Source organism: Streptomyces sp. SX-6 (genome assembly GCF_059089585.1).
Genome location: NZ_JBTHHU010000025.1, coordinates 98,772 through 115,037, shown reverse-complemented (window position 1 = coordinate 115,037; position 16,266 = coordinate 98,772). Strand labels below are relative to the sequence as shown.

General features: G+C 68.3%; 16 protein-coding genes. 5 read left to right on the top strand and 11 right to left on the bottom strand.

Features of this window, described 5'->3' with window-relative positions:
* Positions 1-1,124 precede the first annotated feature (1,124 nt).
* Positions 1,125-2,219 carry a DUF5954 family protein gene (locus tag ACV530_RS26210; protein ID WP_494335072.1) on the bottom strand — a complete coding sequence of 365 codons (1,095 nt, stop codon included), beginning with the start codon at positions 2,217-2,219 and terminating at the stop codon, positions 1,125-1,127.
* A gap of 240 nt (positions 2,220-2,459) precedes the next feature.
* Here ACV530_RS26210 and ACV530_RS26205 point away from each other — a divergent pair, with 240 nt between their 5' ends.
* From ACV530_RS26205 to ACV530_RS26195, 3 genes are all read left to right on the top strand, one after another.
* Positions 2,460-3,185, top strand: a complete 726-nt coding sequence (locus tag ACV530_RS26205) for an SAVMC3_10250 family protein (protein WP_494335071.1) — start codon at positions 2,460-2,462, stop codon at positions 3,183-3,185.
* Between the two features lie 169 nt (positions 3,186-3,354).
* Positions 3,355-3,981: a hypothetical protein gene (locus ACV530_RS26200; protein ID WP_494335070.1), complete on the top strand. Its 627-nt coding sequence runs from the start codon at positions 3,355-3,357 to the stop codon at positions 3,979-3,981.
* 914 nt (positions 3,982-4,895) lie between these two features.
* A complete protein-coding gene (locus ACV530_RS26195; protein WP_494335069.1) occupies positions 4,896-5,237 on the top strand; it encodes a DUF6193 family natural product biosynthesis protein in 342 nt (113 codons plus the stop codon).
* Between the two features lie 69 nt (positions 5,238-5,306).
* Here ACV530_RS26195 and ACV530_RS26190 read toward each other — a convergent pair whose 3' ends face one another.
* From ACV530_RS26190 to ACV530_RS26180, 3 genes are all read right to left on the bottom strand, one after another.
* Entirely contained in the window at positions 5,307-5,636 is a 330-nt protein-coding gene (locus ACV530_RS26190; RefSeq protein WP_494335068.1) for a hypothetical protein, read from the bottom strand.
* An 855-nt stretch (positions 5,637-6,491) separates the two neighbouring features.
* Complete coding sequence (locus ACV530_RS26185) at positions 6,492-6,812, bottom strand: type II toxin-antitoxin system PemK/MazF family toxin (protein WP_494335067.1); 321 nt, start codon at positions 6,810-6,812, stop codon at positions 6,492-6,494.
* Complete coding sequence (locus ACV530_RS26180) at positions 6,809-7,024, bottom strand: type II toxin-antitoxin system CcdA family antitoxin (RefSeq protein ID WP_494335066.1); 216 nt, start codon at positions 7,022-7,024, stop codon at positions 6,809-6,811. The genes ACV530_RS26185 and ACV530_RS26180 overlap by 4 nt, the downstream gene beginning before the upstream one ends.
* 927 nt (positions 7,025-7,951) lie before the next feature.
* Here ACV530_RS26180 and ACV530_RS26175 point away from each other — a divergent pair.
* On the top strand, positions 7,952-8,341 hold the full coding sequence (locus ACV530_RS26175) for a hypothetical protein (RefSeq protein WP_494335065.1): 390 nt from the start codon (positions 7,952-7,954) through the stop codon (positions 8,339-8,341).
* A gap of 465 nt (positions 8,342-8,806) precedes the next feature.
* Here the strand turns inward: ACV530_RS26175 and ACV530_RS26170 are convergent, their stop codons facing one another.
* Genes ACV530_RS26170 through ACV530_RS26160 form a run of 3 tightly spaced genes read right to left on the bottom strand, consistent with a single transcriptional unit; the run spans position 8,807 to position 12,220 of the window.
* The gene (locus ACV530_RS26170) at positions 8,807-10,843 is read right to left on the bottom strand and encodes a lactate/malate family dehydrogenase (protein WP_494335064.1); all 2,037 of its coding nucleotides are present in this window, start codon (positions 10,841-10,843) and stop codon (positions 8,807-8,809) included.
* Entirely contained in the window at positions 10,840-12,006 is a 1,167-nt protein-coding gene (locus ACV530_RS26165) for a phosphotransferase (RefSeq protein WP_494335063.1), read from the bottom strand. The genes ACV530_RS26170 and ACV530_RS26165 overlap by 4 nt, the downstream gene beginning before the upstream one ends.
* A gap of 1 nt (position 12,007) precedes the next feature.
* Positions 12,008-12,220: a hypothetical protein gene (locus ACV530_RS26160; protein ID WP_494335062.1), complete on the bottom strand. Its 213-nt coding sequence runs from the start codon at positions 12,218-12,220 to the stop codon at positions 12,008-12,010.
* A gap of 180 nt (positions 12,221-12,400) precedes the next feature.
* Between ACV530_RS26160 and ACV530_RS26155 the strand changes: the two genes are divergently transcribed.
* Positions 12,401-13,723 carry an NsdA family TPR-like regulatory protein gene (locus ACV530_RS26155; RefSeq protein WP_494335061.1) on the top strand — a complete coding sequence of 441 codons (1,323 nt, stop codon included), beginning with the start codon at positions 12,401-12,403 and terminating at the stop codon, positions 13,721-13,723.
* Between the two features lie 1,071 nt (positions 13,724-14,794).
* Here ACV530_RS26155 and ACV530_RS26150 read toward each other — a convergent pair.
* The 4 genes from ACV530_RS26150 to ACV530_RS26135 all read right to left on the bottom strand — a co-directional run bounded on the left by ACV530_RS26150 (position 14,795) and on the right by ACV530_RS26135 (position 16,157).
* The gene (locus ACV530_RS26150; RefSeq protein ID WP_494335060.1) at positions 14,795-15,193 is read right to left on the bottom strand and encodes a PIN domain-containing protein; all 399 of its coding nucleotides are present in this window, start codon (positions 15,191-15,193) and stop codon (positions 14,795-14,797) included.
* On the bottom strand, positions 15,193-15,459 hold the full coding sequence (locus ACV530_RS26145) for a hypothetical protein (RefSeq protein ID WP_494335059.1): 267 nt from the start codon (positions 15,457-15,459) through the stop codon (positions 15,193-15,195). The genes ACV530_RS26150 and ACV530_RS26145 overlap by 1 nt, the downstream gene beginning before the upstream one ends.
* A 9-nt stretch (positions 15,460-15,468) precedes the next feature.
* Complete coding sequence (locus ACV530_RS26140) at positions 15,469-15,657, bottom strand: hypothetical protein (RefSeq protein WP_494335058.1); 189 nt, start codon at positions 15,655-15,657, stop codon at positions 15,469-15,471.
* A gap of 104 nt (positions 15,658-15,761) precedes the next feature.
* A complete protein-coding gene (locus tag ACV530_RS26135) occupies positions 15,762-16,157 on the bottom strand; it encodes a hypothetical protein (protein ID WP_494335057.1) in 396 nt (131 codons plus the stop codon).
* Positions 16,158-16,266: the final 109 nt, after the last annotated feature.

Here is a 16,266-nt window from a genome sequence, read left to right as displayed (position 1 = left end):
ACCGCCCTGCGGACGGGACCTGAACGATGGCAGCAACGGAGCGGCCAGTTCCCACAACCCGTCAGGAACCAGCCGCCGCGAAAGATCAACACTCACAAGCGACCATGATGCCGCACGTCACCACAGCGCCACGTGAGACATCCTCTTAAAGTGCCCGCACTTGCTGGCTCCGGCACATCAGATGGCGAACCCGCATCATTCCCGCGTACGCGGGACCGACTTGCGGAGCTTCTCCCGCATCTCCCAAACCGTCGGCACATCCCCGCGTGCGCGGGACCGACCTGGTGACCGACGTCGTCGTGGAACCATCCCCGCGCGTGCAGGGCCGACAGGTCGGCGATGGCCGGGGCGAGGAGGCCCCCAGGAACATCCCCGCGTGCGCGGGGCCAACAAGCGCGCCCAGTCATCCAAGAGAGCGCCGCATTCCCGCGTATACGGGGCCGACAGGCCAGCTGCCTTGGCCATGGTGCCGCCGTACGAACCATTCCCGCGTGCGCGGGACCGACTCGTGGTCGACGACCGCGTTGACGTGGAGGCCGGAACCATCCCCGCGTGCGCGGGACCGACTCGGCAACACCGAGGAGCACCCGGTCAAGCGGAGAACCATCCCCGCGTGCGCGGGACCGACGCGGAGGTGAGGTCGGGTCCGGCGTCCATGGCCGAACCATCCCCGCGTGCGCGGGACCGACACTTCTTGAGCAGCGACAATACCGGTCGAGGGCGCTGTTTTCCTTCACTCCGTCTTCGGCCTGATGCCCCGACAGGTTGGCGAGCCCGGCATGTGCGGGGCCGACCACGTCGAAGTCGAAGAGGACAAGACCGGCGCCGGACCATCCCTGCGTGGTGCGGGGTCGGACCGGCGTCCAGTACGGGAGCGGCTTGATCCGTACGGATCACCCCCGCGTGCGCGAGGCCAACCGGGCGAAGGAGGCGATGCTCAACACGGAGGGCGGACCGTCCCGCGCGTGCGGGGACGACTACGCGACCTTCTCGCCGCCGTGGTGCCAGAACGGACCATCCCCGCATGTGCAGGGCCAACCTCGTCCTCATCCTCGCGGAGACGCACTACGGGGAACCACTCCCGCGTGCGCGGGGCCGACCTGCTCGAGGAAGGCTACGTCCTCTCAGGCTTCGTTGTCCTGGTGGTCGTAGTGGACGTTGCCGTCTTCATCGAGGAGGGGGTGCATCGGCGCGGGAGGGTGGCTGTTGGTGTCGGAGGGGCGTGGTCCTTCGGGTCCGTCGGGGCCCCAGCGCAGCAGTCGGCGGGCACGGCAGATCTGGTAGACAGTGCCCCCAGCCTCGACCTGGTTGGCGCGTTCGGTGCGGAGTCGGTCGGCGGCCTGAGCGTACTCGGCCAGTTCTCCGGCCGCAGGATCGGTGCCCTCCGCGGCCACCGTGCGGGCGTCGACCGTCCTGTCGTCGGCGTCCCAGGGGATCAGACCCCGCTGGCGTGGCTCGAACCATGTCAGGGCGAAGTCCAGCGTCTTGCGGGCGTCATGCGCACTGGCGTGCGCACCGCTGCCCACCTTCCACCCGGGACCGTCCCCTTCCACGACTCTGAATACCGGGGGCAGCAGCATCACGTCGGGATGGGTCACCAGTGCCTGTCGGGAGTCACTGCGCACGTCCTCGGGGAACCGGTACCCGGCGTAGTCCAGGTCGCGCAGTGCCAGCCGTTCCGCGGCCTGGACAGGCGTGACCGGCGCTTCGGGATCCAGGACCAGACCGTCATCGATCCTTGCGTCTCTGCTCCCACGGTCCCAGTTCGGGGTGGCGGGCTCGGGGTCGGTCGGGCGGGGTCGCTCGATGCCGTCCCGCCCCAGCCCGGCGTACTCCTCGGCACGCACCACCCGGTAGCGGGCGCCGAGCACGGTGAGCTCATCAACGCGTTCGCTCTCCAGGCGGGTGACCGCCGTCAACAGAGCACGCCGCTCTGCCCTGTTCTGGGCCTCGTCCTTCGCCCGGAACCACCACAGCGAGTTGAGGCTGTCCCGGGCTTCCTGGGGACAGCCGGCCGTCACCGCGACCACCACCCGCCACCGCGGTGCCTCGCCGGCGTCTTGTGCGGCTACTCCGAACAGCGGGCCCCGTACCAGCATCGTCTTTGCGTCCAGTGTGGCGTCGAGTGCGTCGGCCTCAACGACCGCCTCCACCGGATCCTGCGGATACCTGATCACGATCGGCCGCATCCGGTCCGGGCTCTCTTCCTCATGACCCATGCGCTCATCCTGCCGATCGTAGGTGGCGCTCAATGCGGGTTTCCTGATTCCCGACCAGCTTCGGCAGCAACCAGCGGTGCCCTGGACAAGGACTGCCCATGCCAAGCTGCTGGCATGGGCAGCTGGCGTCGGGAATCACTGCGTGCGTGGCCCGCTCCATTGCGGACAGCCCATGCGCGCCCGTCACAGGGTCTGGCGCCGCCGTTGCCCAACGGCAGTGAGAATGCTCATAGTTGGGGCATGCGCGAGCTGATTTATCTATCTGAGCGGAAGCTGAGTCAGTTTGTCGATGATCGAAAGGATGGGCGCAAGCGGCATGTCAACCAGGTAGGGGCGACCGCGCCTATGGGATTGGGCGGGCTTCAGGTCGGGTTGTCTGAGTCGAAGACTGGCGAACACCCGCGATTGGCCGAGGTCATCCGCCACCTTGAGAAGACCACGGCGCCGAAGCCGTTCACCGACGAGGACGTGCGGCCGGGACAATGGGTGCGGTTCGCTGCCAGCATGATCTACCAGATCTTCTGTGACCCTGAGAGACTTGCTTGCATACCCAGGGCAGGCAGCCCAGGACCACCTGCACTACTGTTCTGGGACCCTCAACCGCCCGACAGTGGTGATGAGTGGCCCACCCGGTTGCTGCTGCACGGATCACCGGAACACCTCGTCGGTACTCGCGTTGACGAGACTCCGAGGGTCACTTCCCGCCACGTCGCGGTGATGTCTTCGCCGATCGGCCTGGTCGACTTCCTCACTGGGCTGACGCAACAGGACTTCTCGGACACCTTGTGGCTCACGCTCCAAGACCTGGACCGTTGCTACCCAGCTGAGATCGCCACCGGGGTAACCGGATATGCACGCGTGACGGCAAACATCAGAGTCGACCACACACCGTTCTATGCCGTGTCCGGCAGAGATGCCTCCAGGGTCGTGGTCGCGAGCCCACTGTTCGTGGAGCTGGCCAGGTAGGGCATGGAGCCCGGGCTGCACGGCCGCACGGTGCCCGTTGACATGACCGAGGATCAAAAACACTCACTTGTCGTTTAACCTCGATCGGTTACAGAACGCCACATGCATGAGCGAAGTGTCGGGGGATTCTGCGTTGGAGCTTGTGCCGGACGACGATTCGCTGGGTGGTATGCGTCCGATCTTGGAGGGGAACGAGGCCGTCTTGGGCTACGAGCCCCAGGAGGGTTTCCCCGATCGCTGCTGGATTCTGCACACCGTCACTGTGGGAGGGCAGCGGGTCCGGTGGGACGACCTGCTGGCGCAGGTCGGCAAGCGCCTGGAGGACTGGCCATACACCCCCTCCTTCAGGGTCTTCGAGGGACTGGACCTGCCTGAAGACCCTGAAGGAGGGGACGTGGGCGAGATCGACCACGACAGCCTGGCCCGTCTGGTCGAGATCCTCGCCCGCCACAGCCCCGACGGATTGCGTACGGAGTGCTACTGGGCCCAGGCCGCGATCGAGGACATTGGCCGCCCGATTCCGGCCCGTCGGGGCCGGCTGGATGAGGCGCTTGCTCACCACGATGCCTGCGCGTGGCCCGACCGGACCGTCGGGACCCAGTTCCCCGCGTACTGGTGGCCCATAGCAGGGGCCTGGTTCGTCCTCACCGACTGGGACTTGAGCGCGACCGAGATCTTCGGCAACCCGGCCCTCATCGCCGACCTCCTCGCTGATGACGGGCTGGACGCCGTGCGGCACCCCAGCATCGCCGAAGTTCAGGGCAACCGCGTGCAATGGCGCGAGCGGACCAACTGAGCCCACTGCACATCCCACCAGCCTCGCGCTCTCGAACGAGGAACCTCTGTGCCCGGAACCATCCCCGCGCGCGGGCCCGACCGCCGGTTGCAGCCAGCGCCTCCACCGCACAGGGAACCATTCCCGCACGCGCGGGGCCGACTGCGCGGGCCGTCCTGGCGCCCCGGCGCGCCGGGAACCATCCCCGCACGCGCGGGGCCGACACTTCTTGAGCAGGGACGATACCGGTCGAGGGCGCTGTTTTCATTCGGTCCGTTTGGCGGTCATGTCCGGCGGTGTGGAGCACCCGAACGAGGACCACCCCGTGTGCGCGGACCGACTGGACGATCCGTTGGTAGAGCTGGACGGCCTCGGGACTATCCCCGCGCGTGCGGGGCCGACGCTCCGTACCAGCGGATCCAGTCGCTGGAGACGGGACCATCCCCGCGCGTACGGGGCCGATGCCGACTACAACCTGAGCCAGGCGCAGTACAACGGACCATCCCCGTGTGCATGGGGCCGATGCTTCCCGCTCCGACGGCATGAGAGCCATGCCAGGATCATCCCCGCGTGCGCGGGATCAACGTTCTTGTGCTGCGACGGTACCGGCACCCGCTCAGTGCGCCGCGCCCCGTACATCCCGACGGGGCACACGACCGGGTCTTGGGCCGGGCCGCCACAACAGGACCAGAAGTGTCGACCGAGGCCACCAGCGCATCCGTCAAGTGCCTTAATAGACAGGAAAGTTCAACAGTACACAACCAGAGGTTGCCTGTTACGCGGACCGGCCGACCACCCCGCCAAGCTGATCTCCAGAGCCACGTCCACCTACGCCGACAATCGGCAGGCCCCCGATCGGATAGAGCCTGTCTGCTCGGCGCGGGGCTGCGGCAAGGCCACTTGTTCGCGGCTCTGCGGTCTCGGATGATCGACTCATGGCTGAAGCTCCCGATGTCCCAACTGCCTGGCGTCAATTGCTGGGGTGCACTCCAGGAACCCGGCAAGGGGATCCGCTGGTCGTCGAGGCCGCGCACGCGCAGCCGATGCTCCGCGGCTTCTACCCGTGGCCGAGCCACGGCACGTTGAAGTTCTTGCGATCTGCCCCGCCATGGGATGGGGATCACGATGACTTGCCGTTCATCGTCTGCGGTGGACCGCCCTACAAGGTCTACGCATCCGGCTACACCACTCTCCTCGGCGAAGCAGCGACGCCACAGGAGGCTGCCGCTCTCGTGGTGGCTCACCTGCCGGCGGACAGCGTGATCTTGGACGAGTGAGTCAGGTCGGAGCCTGGGTCCCGAGGGCCGGAGCGATTTCGCCGCGCCGTCTTCGGCCACCGGGACCGATCAGGGGGAGGAGACGAACCCGTGCGAGAGGTCCAACTCGAAGGGAGAGCCGGAGCGATCCGGGGTCCAGCCCCGAGCGAGCGCGGTGCGGATGTGCTCCGCTACGTCAGAGGGAAGAACCGGGGCACCTGGTCTGCCGATCCAGTTACTGCAGTGCGGTTGACCGGTGGTGACCACCAGCACCGCCCCGGGATGGGTGGCGTGTTCGACGGCGTAGGTGCACGGTGTCCAGCACAGTGCCTGGCCGTAAGTGGGCCTGCGGCGAAGCCGCCACCGATAGGTCACCCCGTCCACGACAATGCGGCGCGACCCCTTCCGTACCAATGCCACAGCCCCTCCTCCGATCTCCCCGCACAGTAACGCGTGCCCGGCACGCTGCCGAAACAGATATTCACCTCGATTCCCTCGTCCTGAACCGCACCTGGGCCGTACTGGGCCAGGGAACATCCCCGCAAGTACAGGGCCGACCCTCTAACCATCGCAAAGTGATAGACGGGACGAGAGCCGTCCCTGCGCGCGCGGGACCGAGTCCGAACGCTTGGTGATCGCCTGGTCGAGGCTGGAACCATCCCCGCGCGCGCGAGACCGACCTGGTCGACCTTGTGGTGACCGACGTCGTCGTGGAGCCATCCCCGCGAGTGCGGGACCGACTCCTTGGCGGAGGTGCGGACCTTGTCCGCGGCCGGACCATCCCCGCGTGTGCGGGGCCAACCCGCTGTGGGAGCTGTTCCCGCGGGTCTCCACCGGACCACCCCCGCGTGCGCGGGACCGACGGGCCGACCTGCCAGTCCACACCAGCTCGAAAAGGCACATCCCCGCGTGCGCGGGACCGACAATCGGGCATACCGGATGCTCAAGATGGAGGGCGGCACATCCCCGCGTGCGCGGGACCGACACTTCTTGACCAGCGACGATACCGGTCGAGGGCTCTGTTTTCATTCAGTCCGTATCCGGTCTGGCGCTCCGGCTGGTGAGCCCTACGCGCGCAGGGCCGACGTAGGCAGCGCCTCGTGGCCGGAGGCACCCGAGGGAGCATCCCCGCGTCGCGGGGCCGACCGGTCGGCCGCGGGTCTCGTACTCCGCGAGCGCGGGCCATCCCCGCGTCGCGGGGCCGACTGGATCACCGACCACCGATTCAGCGCGGCTCAGGGACCATCCCCGCACGCGCGGGCCCCCGCGGCTTTCTCAGGTGAGGTCGAGGGTGACGCGTAGGGCGGCGGAGATTCGGTCCATTGTCTCCGTGTCGATGGTGCCCAGGTACTCGCCGGAGGTGAGGCGTTTGTCGGTGAGTGCGGTGAGGTCGACGGCGACGGCGGCGCCGCGTACCGGGTGGGTGATCGGGATGGTGACGACGGTGTCTGGGGCGCCTTGGGTTTCGTCGATCATCATGCATACGGCGGTGCCGGGCAGGGCGTCCAGGGCGGCGTCGGACTCGACGATGACCACGGACCTGGTCTTGGTGGCCAGCTGGACGCGCCAGACCTGGCCGCGGGCGAGCGGTGTCACGCGACGTCCTCGCCGAAGAGGTCGGCGAGCTCCTCTGTGTCGGCCGCGGCCCGCTCGCGCCAGGCTCGGACGGCGGGAGCTGCGTCGCGCAGCTGCTGGGCCCTGAGTGCGTGCTCGATGTAGGCCGAGAGGTTGCCGCCGGGTGCGGCCGCGCGGGCGTGGGCCAGCAGATCAGCCGGCAGGGTGACTGTAGTACGCATACGACCGCTCATACAGGCGAGCATACTCCTGTATGAGCACTGTGTCTGGCTGGTGCTGGTCAGTCCTCGCTGGCCTCGGCGTCGTCCTCCGCCACCTCCTTCTTGGTGCCCTCGCCGACCGGGTGGGGTTCTCCCGCCGGTCGGCTGTGAGCTCGGCCCGCAGCTCCCTGGCCAGCCACTCCTGTGCCTGCTCGGCGCGGTCGGCGTGCTGGGTGGCCGCCGCTCGCTCCTGGGCACATCCCCGCATGCGCGGGACCAACCCGGACAGTGAGCAGATGGTCAGAGGGGGTCTCGAACCATCCCGCGTGCGCGGGACCAACCTGACCGCGGTCGACACCGAGGGCGCCGGGGCGGAACCATCCCCGCGTGCGCGGGACCGACGCCGGGTATCGGGCAGGCTGAAACGACACGTAGGAACCACCCCCGCGTGCGCGGGGCCGACCAGGCCGCGGCCGCCACCGGGTCGATCCTGGCGGGAACATATCCCCGCGCGTGCGGGGCCGACAAGCCGCGCGTGGTGTGGAGATACGCGCGCAGGGGACCATCCCCGCGCGTGCGGGACCAACACTTCCTGAGCAGCGACGGTACCGGTTGGGGGTGTTGTTTTCCTCAAGCCTGTCCGCAGTCTGACGCCCCGGCAGCTCTTGGTGATCCCCGCGTGCGCGGGACCGACGAGGGCAAGACCAACAAGGACGGCGTCCTGACCGAACCATCCCCGGTGCGCGGGACCGACCTGTCGGAGGCCGCGGTGATATGGGCGTCCAAGGGGCCACTCCCGCGTGTGCAGGGCCGACTTCAGGCTCGTACTGTGCGACACCCGACCCATGGGGCCAACCCGCGCCGCGCGCGGGACCGACCCCCTGACAAGTGCGAGGACGGAACGGCGCCGAGGAACATCCCAGCGTGCGCGGGGTCGTTTTCCTGGCACGATAGCTCTTCATGCAGCCGATACCGGTTCCTTGTCCCGCAGCCCTCATCCCCAACGCCACGGGCCTCGACGCGTTCAACGCCGCCTACCAGGCGGCCAAGACCTCGCGCGCCGTGTACATCGGCATCGAGCGTCGTGGCCAGCAGTGGACGGTGAAAGCCGATGCGCTCACCGCCTCCCCAGAGCACGTCGTCGACGACACCGCATATGACGCGGTATTGGCCGCTGTCCTCCGCCTGGTCCGTCGTGGCGAGATCCGCCCCAACGCTGGGCCAGGGCTGGTGCATTACACGCTGCACGGTGTGAAGACTGAGGAGAGGGCCCGTGAACTCGCCGCCGCGCTGCACGCCGCCCTCTACGGAGACCTTCACCCATTGGCCCGCGCCGTCCCTGCGCCCTGACGCCGAAGCTCGGCGCGGGTCGACTCCATAAGATTCGGAACAGTCGACGTCCGAGGGGCAGATCCCCGCATTCGCGGGGGCGACCTCTGCCTGGCCATCGCCACCTTCGCTGCCCCGGGACCATCCCCACGTGCGCGGGACCGACATTCCCGCGCGCATGTCCTGCGGGTTCATGGGGGGACCATCCCCACGTGCGCGGGACCGACACTTCGTGATCAGCGACGATACCGGTCGAGGGCGCTGTTTTCATTCAGTTCGTTTCTGGTCTGACGCTCTGGCAAGTTAGTGATCCCCGTGTGCGTGGGGCCGATTCGAGCTCAGGGGACCCGATTGCTCCCGTCTGGGCTGGTTGTGGGTTAGCCGTGCTCGTCCCGCCGGAACAGTCGTGGTGAGGGAAACGCAGGCAGTACCTATGTGAGATGGGGAGGTACCACGCAGGGGTACCTCCCCATCTCGTGCCTGGGGTCAGGTACCCAGCTCTGTTACCTGCGTGAGGAAGTCAGTGTTCGCCTTCACGTCATGTCCGAGGAGCAGGGTGTGCCGGGGAAGCTCACCGAGAAGTTCGCGCAGGGGCTCGGTGCTGGGGAGGTCGGCGGGGAGAAGGCCGAAGACGTCGGGGTAGCGGTCTTCGGTGCCTGTGGTGAAGAAGTCGCTGGCCTCCACGCTGCGGTCCTCGTCGAGGAGGGCGGGCTTGGTGCCGGGGGTGATCCGGGGGAAGAAGATGCGGGCGGCGGTGCCTTCGGTGGCCAGGGTCAGGCCGAGCCAGGTGTGGAGCTGGTCGGGGAAGAACTGGGGCTTGAGTTCCTTGCCATCTTCCTTCCACAGGGGTGTGCGGTTGTCGGAGTTGAGGGCGTCGGTGACCTTCTGGTGCTGGGTGGGGTGGAGCTGTTCGCCGCTGCGGAGGTGTTCGCGGACGGTCTCGTACCAGTCGAGGGCATCCAGCAGGCCGAGGCCGATCGCGGCGGCTGAGGGCCAGGGCAAGACCCGCAGCCGGTCGTCCTCGCGGCGGATGAAGACGCGGTCGTTGGCCAGCAGTTGCCAGCCGGCACGGGCGAGCAGGAGGGCGGTGGTGGTCTTCCCAGCGCCCTTGTCGCCCAGGGTCAGCACGGTCTGCCTGTCACGGACGACAGCGGAGGCGTGCAGGATCGACCAGCCATCGGCCAGGAGCTGGCCACGGACGACTTCGCGGGCGAGCCGTGCAGCGGCCAGAGCGACGGGGACGTCCTCACAGCCGTAGATGTGCAGGGGCCCACCGGGTTCGGCCTGGTAGGCGGTCTTGTCGTCGGGCTGGGAGGCGACCATGGTGCCGTCGTCGTCCCGGTCGAAGAACATGCTCGAGTTCGCGTAGACGGTCTTCTCGTGGGGGTGGTCGGCCACGCGCTGGGCGATCTCGGTGACCCGGTTGGGGTTGACGTCCGCGGTCACCGCCGTGTCGGCGTCCGGGGTGGTGCTGGTGGCCTTCCACCAAGGGCCGAAGTAGCGAAGGGCCCAGTCGGTGACCACTGGACTGTTGCTGGTAAGGGTCGCGGCCTGGGTGGCCGTGGCGATGCGGACAGCGGTTTGAGGCACTGCGGTCTTCTCCTTCTGTGTGGGATGTGCAGGGAGATACAGGCGGGCAAGGGGCGCGTAGGCGTCGCGGAGTTTGCTGTGGGCAGCGGCCAGTTGCCGGGCCTCGGCGGCATCCAGGCGGGGGAGGCACACGGTTGGGGTTCCGGCGGTGAAGCGCAACGGGATTCCCATCCACCAGCCCTCGTGGTTGACGGACAGCTCCACCACCGTGTCGGTCAGGCCCAGACCCGCGCGGAGGGCAGCGATCACCGCCCCGGCGGGGCCGCAACGTGTACGTCCGAGGCCCGCGTTGATCCGCCGGGGCCGGTTGGTCAGTTCCTCACGTACCTGTCGCAGCGGCACCAGCACGGGTCGGCCGCCCGCGCGGGTGGCCGACGCGCACACCACTGCCTGGTCGCCGTGCTCGCCGATCACATGGCCCTCCACAGTCTGCGGGGGAATGTCCAGGAGACGGGCGAGGGCGAGGTGGTAGCGAGCGGTGTCGGTGTTCGAGCCGACCCCGTAGACGTGGGGGCAGTGGGAGACTTCGGCGAACAGTCGGGTGAGCACGTCGACGGGGTTGGTCACCATGACCACCAGCCCCTGGTAATGGGCTAGTTTCCGGGCCAGGCTGGCGATGACGGGAGCGTTCGCGTTCAGGCCGGCCATCCTCACGTCGGTGCGGGCGGTGTTGGTGAAGTCGGCCCGTGGGCAGACGACCACCGCTTCGCAGGAGAGGAGCTGTCCGGCGTCGGTGGCGTGGACCGCCCGGACGGGGGAGCCGGTGACCTGGCACATGTCCTCCAGATCGGTCACCAGGGCCTGGGCCGAGAGCCCGGTGCGGGAGACGACTCGGACCGATTCGCACCAGCCTCCGGCGGCTAGCAGCATGGCCACACTCTGGCCCACGGCACCGGCGCCGATCACGCCGACTGCACCGGCCGACGGGGTCACCGGTCTGCCGCCTTCGCCACGTCGGTCAGGGCGAGTTGCCACACCGCCCGTGGATCCGTTCCGGCGAGCAGGTCCGCTGTGGTGCGGTCCAGCAGAGTGCACACTGCCCCGGCCTGGCGTGTGATCTTGTTTGCGTGTTCGGGCACGGGCAGGTCGGCCGGGCAGGTCAGGTAGGTGCTGAGGATGTTGGTGGTGTCCATCAGCCACAGCACCACCACATGTTTGATCCATGAGGCTCGCTCGTCAGGCTCCAGGTCGGCGGTCATCGCGTTGGCGAACACCTCGATGCCGTCGACCGTAGCCTTGGCCGCCGCCTGGTCCGGCGGGGAGGCGATCAGGTTCAGCACGGTCCGGGAGACCAGTTTCGCCGGGTCCGTCTGCGGTCGGCCGCGGGCCAGCCCGGGGTCGAGGAAGACCGGTCGGCCCTCGGGCCCCTCGGGGAAGACCGCGTGGTCCGGCTTGAGGTCGCCGTAGATCACGGGCCGCCACCCGGCCACAGGGGCTGGCCGAAGCCGCCGCAGCCTGCCGACCACAGTCGCCAGGACCTCACCCGCCGCTCCGGCCTTGCGCAGATAGGTCGGGCCACTGATGCCGTTGAACTTGCGATGGAAGGTGGCCCCGATACCTCGTTCGACGACCGCCGCCTCATCCACGGACCGGGCCACAGCAGGCCGTTGGAGGCCCGCCAGCTCCACCAGGACACGGGTCATCAGCTCGCCGGTCCGGTGGGGCTCCTTGGCCAGCAGGTCGGCCAGCGTTGGACCCGTGACCTGCTCGGTGAACAGCACTCCAGCCTTGTGCCCGGCGACGGGACAGGCCAGCACCCCGCCTTCCTCCCTCAGGATGGCCAGCCCCCGGGCCTCCCGCTCCAGCAGGGTGCCCGGTGAGCCCAGGTAGGCCGCCTGGGCAGCCCGGACCTGTACCCAGTCCCCGGCAGTGCCCCGCAGCACCGACACCAGCGACAGCCCCAAGAACGAGACCTTGGCGAACAGATCCCGCCCGTCCACCTGCACACGGCGGACGTAGGCCGTCACGCTCGGCACGTGCAAACCGAGCCCCACCACGGCACCCGGCCACAGCAAGGCCGCGGCCTGCTCGATCTGCCGGTCCGCGTAGTCGAAGACATCCGGGGCTTCCGGTACAGCGTTTGGTGCGCCCGCCATGTCAGTGGCCCCCCGGCATCGAAGGCACGTCGTCCTCCGGCATGGACACCGCCATGGAGCTGTTCCCGGGGTGAGCAAGGTCGTGCTCGACGCTGACGGCCAGGCCGCCGACCGTCATGAGCGCGCCGAGAGCCCAGACCCATCCGAGCGTCACCCCCAGCAAGTCACTGCGGGCCTTCCTACCGCGGGTCGTACGGGACGTGTGCGCCACCATCGTCTCCTTCGGGAGCGGATGCAGCGGGTCGGCGCCCCCGGCGAGGGCCCGCTGCGGCTTCAGAGAGCCCGCCCGTTGGATCGGGCGGTGCGCTTCAGTGAAGAGCCGGGCATGGACGGCGAGGAGGGGCCAGGATGTAGGCCAGCTGTAGGCCCGTGTAGGCCAGGAGGCGACGGCACCGTGCCGACCAAACAAGAACTCGCCGCACTCATCCGACACGCGTGCGAGAAACGCGGCTGGGGCCCCACCAAGCTCGCCCGGGAGGTCAGCATCGCGGCCGGGCGGTCCCCGGGCAGCATCGAGCGGCAGTACGCCCGCCGCTGGATGACTGGCGAACGATCACCGAAGTACTGGCTGCCGTTCGTCATCAAGGTTCTCGACCTGGACTTACAGACCTCCACAGAGGGGGAATCCGCCGGGCTGGAGGGAAGGGCCACCGATACCGTGGCCTCAGTACTCCAGTTGGGGAGGAGCGACGTGAACCGCCGGAACTTCCTGGCCGCCACGAGCGGTTACGCCCTGAGCGCGCTCGCGCTGCCCGACCTCGACAGCATCACTCGCCGCACCAAGGCTGCCTCAGCCGGCGCCGTCCGCGTCGGCTCCGGCGAAGTCGCCGCCGTCATGCAGATGGTCAAGGCCCTCGGCGACTCCGCCGCCGAACTCGGCGGCGGACACGCCCGCCACCTGGCCGTGCGCTACCTCACCGACGACGTCGCACCCTGGCTCAACGGCACATACACCGAAGCCACCGGCCGCGAACTGTTCGCCGCCACCTCCCAGCTCGTCCACCTAGCCGGATGGATGGCCCAGGACGAAGGCAACGATCCCGAACACCAGGGCCGGGCGCAGCAGTACTACGCGCACGCCTACCGTCTCGCCGCCGAAGCCCGCGACCCTGAACTCTCGGCAACTGCCCTGCGTGGCCTGGCCGTCCAGGCCATTGACCTCGGCTTCAGGGCAGAAGCCGTCCAGCTCGGTGAAGCGTGCGTCCGTTACGGCAAGGGCCTCGACAACCCCCGGGCCGTCGCCTATTACGAGGCCACACTCGCCAACGCCGCTGCCCAGGACGACGACCGCAAGATGGCCACCCGTCACCTTGCCCTCTCCGAGATCGCCATCGGCCGTTCCTCGGCCATGGCTGGCGATTCCTGGGCTGCCCACTACTCACCGGGCCGTTGGGCCCACGAATCCGGGATGATCCTGTCTCGTCTCGGTGACCTCGACGCTGCCGAAGAACACCTCCGCCTTGCCCTTGGCATTCACGGGCTCGATCGCCGCCGTACCCGGGCCATCGTCCTGGCCGACCTCGGTGGCGTACTCCTCCGCCAAGGCAACCTTGACGGCGCCCTCGCCATCTGGACCGAATTCGTCGAATGCGCGGATGGCGTCCGCTCCGTCAAGGTTCACACTGCTGCGAGCGACATGCGCACCCGGCTCAACCGGTTCAAGGGTCTTGCTGAAGCGGACGGACTGCGGCAGAGAGCGGCCCGGCTCCTCCCGTAGCCGGCCAGAGCGCTGCTGGGCTGGCACATTCCCGCGTGTGCGGGACCGACGCCCGTCAGGGCCTCGACCACCTTGCGGCTCACGAACCACCCCCGCGTGCGCGGGACCGACACTTCTTGAGCAGCGACGATACCGGCTGGGGGCGCTTTTTCCTTCAGTCCGTCTCCGGTCTGACGCGTCGGCAGGCTGGTGAGCCCTGCGTGCGCCGGACCGACTCGGTGAGCAGCATGCAGTGTCCCAGCGGCGGTGGGCCATCCCCGCGTGCGCGGGACCGACCTCGGTGGAAAGGGGCGCGTCGTCCGCGAAGGCGGATCATCCCTGCGTGCGCCGGACCGACTATGGCGAGAACGGCGTCCCGTGATGCGTGATCGGGCCAGCCCCGCGTGCGCGGGACCAACGGCGTTCTGCCGACCATCGAGTTTGGCATGCTGGGAACATCCCCGCGTGCTGTAGGGCTGACATCCAGGATGTCGTCGGCCTGACACCGAGGGGCCATCCTCACATTTGTGGGGGTCGACCCTCCGTTCACCGCAAGCTGCGCTGTGGGGGTTGGAACATTCCTGCGTGCGCGGGACCGACACTTCGTGAGCAGCGACGATACCGGTCGAGGGTGCTGTTTTCATTCAGTTCGTTTCTGGTCTGACGCTGCGGAAGGTTAGTGGTCCCCGCATGTGCGGGGCCGACTCTGGCCCCCTGGGTACGACCGCGCACGGCACGGGCACATCCCCGCGTGTGCGGGACTGATGTCCAGGCGGGGGTCGCCGTCGTACGGGAAGCGCGGACCATCCCTGCGTGCGCAGGGCCGACCAGGCTGAGGACTTCAACACCAAGTGGGGCCAAGGAGCATCCCCGCATGTGCGGGGCCGACAACGTGATGATCTCCGCGCCGGGGAACAGCTGGGAACCATCCCCGCGTGCGTGGGGCCGACACTTCTTGAGCAGTGACGATACCGGCCGAGGATGTTGTTTTCCTACGCTCCGTCTCCGGTCTGACGTTCTGGCAGGTTGGTCAGTTCGAAGGGATCACCCCTGCGTGCGCGGGGCTGACTTCAGGGTTTCGTCGTTTCCGGCCTATTGGTCGGGGTGGACTGCCTGGATGCCGGTCTCTTCGTACAGCTCGGGTGTCAGTGTGAGGAGGAAGCGGCCGGTGGGGAAGTCGGCGGAGGGGCGGGCTGCGTGGATGGTGTGGACGGTGGCCCAGGGGTGTCCGGCGTGCAGTAGTTCGCTGGCGGCGAGTGCGGCTTGGGTGTCGAAGGGTTCGATCGTGATGAACCGCAGTCCGTTGATGTAGGCGAGGAGGCCTGGCCGTTCGGTGTCGCCGGCGGTGAGGGTGAGTGCTGGGGTGTAGAGGGTGCCCAGTCCGCCGGAGGCTTGGACGTAGAAGGCGGCGACGGCTTCGTTGTGCGGGTTCTTGGGGTCGTGGAGGGCGGTGGCGGTTGTGTGGTCCAGGACGACTGCGATCGGTCCCACTACGCGGCTGCCGGGTCCTGGCGGGCGCCGAGGCGCTCCAGGAGGCCGCGGGCTTTCGCTTCGGCCTGCTCGCTGGGCGCGGTGCCCAGGAAGCAGGCGAGTTCGGCGCGGGCCTGCTCGGCTCGCTCCGCGTACTCGGCCTGGGTCGGCCGGCCCTCGGCGAGCTCTTCGACGAGCTGCCGGATCGTGGTGTTGTGCTCAGCCGCCAGTGCGGCCAGCCGGTCGCGCGTGGCCGCGCTCACCTTGATGCTCGTTTCGTCTGCCATACCTCGACTCTACTGCGAGTAGAGGGGCGGTGTGAGCTGCAGCGGGCCCTTGCCCATGACGAGATACCCGCCGGTGCCCGGCGCAGCCTGCGGCTGCTGTTGGAGGATGACGTTCTTGGCCGGTCGCGGAATCTGACGGGCTACGGGCCTGGGCCATCCCCGCATGCGCGGGACCGACGTCCAAGGAGACGAGTTCATCGCTCCATAGACGGAACCATCCCCGCGTGTGCGAGGCCGACTGCGCGAAGGTCATCTGGTGGACCGCGTACATAGAGCCATCCCCGCGTGCGGGGTAGGCATTGTCAGAGCTGGTAGGGGTAGAGGCTGATCTTTTCGCGCGCTACGAAGAGTTCGACCCACGTATCGGCGATACCTTCGGGCAGTGGATTCAGGAGGTCCAGGAGGATCAGTGTGCTGTCCAGGTCCAGCACGGCGGCATCGTTGTCCGTGGGGTTCAGGCGTCCCCGCAGGACTACGCAGTGTCCGCCGGGCCGGATCCCCGGCCCTGTACCAACGGCGGGCTTGGCGTTCCAGCCCCAGGTGATGTCTTCGTCGATCGTCCACTCGACGTGGTATTCGCCTGGCTTCGCGGCTGGGTCCCCGCACCAGCGCACCGCAGTGTGTCCGAAGCGCGTCTTGACTTGAGCCAGCCAGGGGAGCCCCGGAAACTTTGCGATCTTCCCTACCTCAACCAGCATCGTTCGATCATGCAGCATCCGTCTTGCCAACGGAACCTGTGATGGGCCCACCCCCACATGTGCGGCGTCGACTTGGCGACGACATCCGGCATGTTGTCACGCCCAGGCA

Bases quoted from the DNA above. Each gene is read 5' to 3' on its own strand.
- ACV530_RS26145 (WP_494335059.1), bottom strand. From the start codon at position 15,459: ATGGCAGACGAAACGAGCATCAAGGTGAGCGCGGCCACGCGCGACCGG.
- ACV530_RS26205 (WP_494335071.1), top strand. From the start codon at position 2,460: ATGCGCGAGCTGATTTATCTATCTGAGCGGAAGCTGAGTCAGTTTGTC.
- ACV530_RS26135 (WP_494335057.1), bottom strand. From the start codon at position 16,157: ATGCTGGTTGAGGTAGGGAAGATCGCAAAGTTTCCGGGGCTCCCCTGG.
- ACV530_RS26195 (WP_494335069.1), top strand. From the start codon at position 4,896: ATGGCTGAAGCTCCCGATGTCCCAACTGCCTGGCGTCAATTGCTGGGG.
- ACV530_RS26160 (WP_494335062.1), bottom strand. From the start codon at position 12,220: ATGGTGGCGCACACGTCCCGTACGACCCGCGGTAGGAAGGCCCGCAGT.
- ACV530_RS26175 (WP_494335065.1), top strand. From the start codon at position 7,952: ATGCAGCCGATACCGGTTCCTTGTCCCGCAGCCCTCATCCCCAACGCC.
- ACV530_RS26180 (WP_494335066.1), bottom strand. From the start codon at position 7,024: ATGAGCGGTCGTATGCGTACTACAGTCACCCTGCCGGCTGATCTGCTG.
- ACV530_RS26200 (WP_494335070.1), top strand. From the start codon at position 3,355: ATGCGTCCGATCTTGGAGGGGAACGAGGCCGTCTTGGGCTACGAGCCC.
- ACV530_RS26165 (WP_494335063.1), bottom strand. From the start codon at position 12,006: ATGGCGGGCGCACCAAACGCTGTACCGGAAGCCCCGGATGTCTTCGAC.
- ACV530_RS26210 (WP_494335072.1), bottom strand. From the start codon at position 2,219: ATGGGTCATGAGGAAGAGAGCCCGGACCGGATGCGGCCGATCGTGATC.
- ACV530_RS26140 (WP_494335058.1), bottom strand. From the start codon at position 15,657: ATGAACTCGTCTCCTTGGACGTCGGTCCCGCGCATGCGGGGATGGCCC.